Source organism: Amycolatopsis sp. NPDC049159, from assembly GCF_040648295.1.
In the GTDB taxonomy this organism is placed as follows: Bacteria; Actinomycetota; Actinomycetes; order Mycobacteriales; family Pseudonocardiaceae; genus Amycolatopsis; species Amycolatopsis pretoriensis_A.
This window is the reverse complement of sequence record NZ_JBEZDL010000057.1, coordinates 1457-3511: the sequence shown is the minus strand read 5'-3', so window position 1 is coordinate 3511 and position 2055 is coordinate 1457. Positions and strand designations below refer to the sequence as shown.

The following is a 2055-nucleotide window of genomic DNA, read 5'->3' as shown; positions in this document are numbered from 1 at the left end:
TGTGCACACTGTTGGGTCCTGAGGCAACACGCCTCAGGGCGTCACAGCCCTGGAACGCTGTTTGTTTCTGGTGTGGTGTTTGAGAACTGTAGAGTGGATGCGAGCATCTTTGTGGTCAAGTTGTTAAGGGCACATGGTGGATGTCTTGGCTTCAGGAGCCGATGAAGGACGTAGGAGGCTGCGATAAGCCTCGGGGAGCTGTCAACCGAGCTGTGATCCGAGGATTTCCGAATGGGGAAACCCAGCACCAGTGATGTGGTGTTACCCGCACCTGAATATATAGGGTGTGTGGAGGGAACGCGGGGAAGTGAAACATCTCAGTACCCGTAGGAAGAGAAAACAACCGTGATTCCGTGAGTAGTGGCGAGCGAAAGCGGAAGAGGCTAAACCGTGCATATGTCAAGCTGTCAGGCGTTGTATGTGCGGTGTTGTGGGACCCAGCGTCGAGGATCTGACAGTCCTCGGAATGATCGCGCGTGTTAGTGGAACGCCTTGGGATGGGCGGCCGGAGTGGGTGAGAGCCCCGTACGCGAAAACATGTCGTTGATTGTTTGTTTGGTGTTCCCGAGTAGCAGCGAGCTCGTGGAATTTGCTGTGAATCTGCCGGGACCACCCGGTAAGCCTAAATACTTCCTGAAGACCGATAGCGGACGAGTACCGTGAGGGAAAGATGAAAAGTACCCCGGGAGGGGAGTGAAAGAGTACCTGAAACCGTGTGCCTACAAGCCGTCAGAGCCTTGAGGGTGATGGCGTGCCTTTTGAAGAATGAGCCTGCGAGTTAGTGCTGCGTGGCGAGGTTAACCCGTGTGGGGTAGCCGTAGCGAAAGCGAGTCTGAATAGGGCGAATGTAGTCGCGTGGTCTAGACCCGAAGCGGAGTGATCTACCCATGGCCAGGGTGAAGCGACGGTAAGACGTCGTGGAGGCCCGAACCCACTTAGGTTGAAAACTGAGGGGATGAGCTGTGGGTAGGGGTGAAAGGCCAATCAAACTCCGTGATAGCTGGTTCTCCCCGAAATGCATTTAGGTGCAGCGTCACGTGTTTCTCTGCGGGGGTAGAGCTACTGGATGGTCTAGGGGCCTTACCGGGTTACCGAAATCAACCAAACTCCGAATACCGTAGTGTGAGAGCGTGGCAGTGAGACGGCGGGGGATAAGCTTCGTCGTCGAGAGGGAAACAGCCCAGAACACCAGCTAAGGCCCCTAAGTGTGTGCTCAGTGGGAAAGGATGTGGGATTGCCCAGACAACCAGGAGGTTGGCTTAGAAGCAGCCACCCTTGAAAGAGTGCGTAATAGCTCACTGGTCAAGTGGTCCTGCGCCGACAATGTAGCGGGGCTTAAGCACACCGCCGAAGCTGTGTCATTCATGCAATACATCGGCTTCACTCCTTGAGGGTGTTGTCTAGTGGTGTGGATGGGTAGGGGAGCGTCCTGCATCCAGGGAAGCGGCGGCGGAAGCCAGTCGTGGAGGGTGTGGGAGTGAGAATGCAGGCATGAGTAGCGAATGCAGAGTGAGAAACTCTGCCGCCGGATGACCAAGGGTTCCTGGGCCAGGCTAATCCGCCCAGGGTAAGTCGGGACCTAAGGCGAGGCCGACAGGCGTAGTCGATGGACAACGGGTTGATATTCCCGTACCCGAGCATGTGCGCCCATGACGAGGCGTTTGATACTAACCACCCAAAGCCATGGACTGAAGTCTTCGGATGGAGGTTTGTGTGTGGAGCGTGGGACCTGATTTCGTAGTAGTCAAGCGATGGGGTGACGCAGGAAGGTAGCTCCGCCAGGCGATGGTTGTCCTGGTGTAAGCGTGTAGGCCGGAACATAGGCAAATCCGTGTTCCATGAGGCTGAGACGTGATGCGTAGCCGTTTGAGGCGAAGTAGAGTGATCCTATGCTGCCGAGAAAAGCCTCTAGTGAGTGCATGCACGGCCCGTACCCCAAACCAACACAGGTGGTCAGGTAGAGAATACCAAGGCGATCGGGTGAACTGTGGTTAAGGAACTCGGCAAAATGCCCCCGTAACTTCGGGAGAAGGGGGGCCAAACATCCTGAAGCTT

Annotated in this window: 1 rRNA gene (running past one end of the window); it reads left to right on the top strand. The window is 55.9% G+C overall.

From position 1 onward, the window contains the following. Window positions 1–113: 113 nt before the first annotated feature. Window positions 114–2055, top strand: a 23S ribosomal RNA gene (locus tag AB0B33_RS46705) (it continues 1270 nt past the right edge of the window).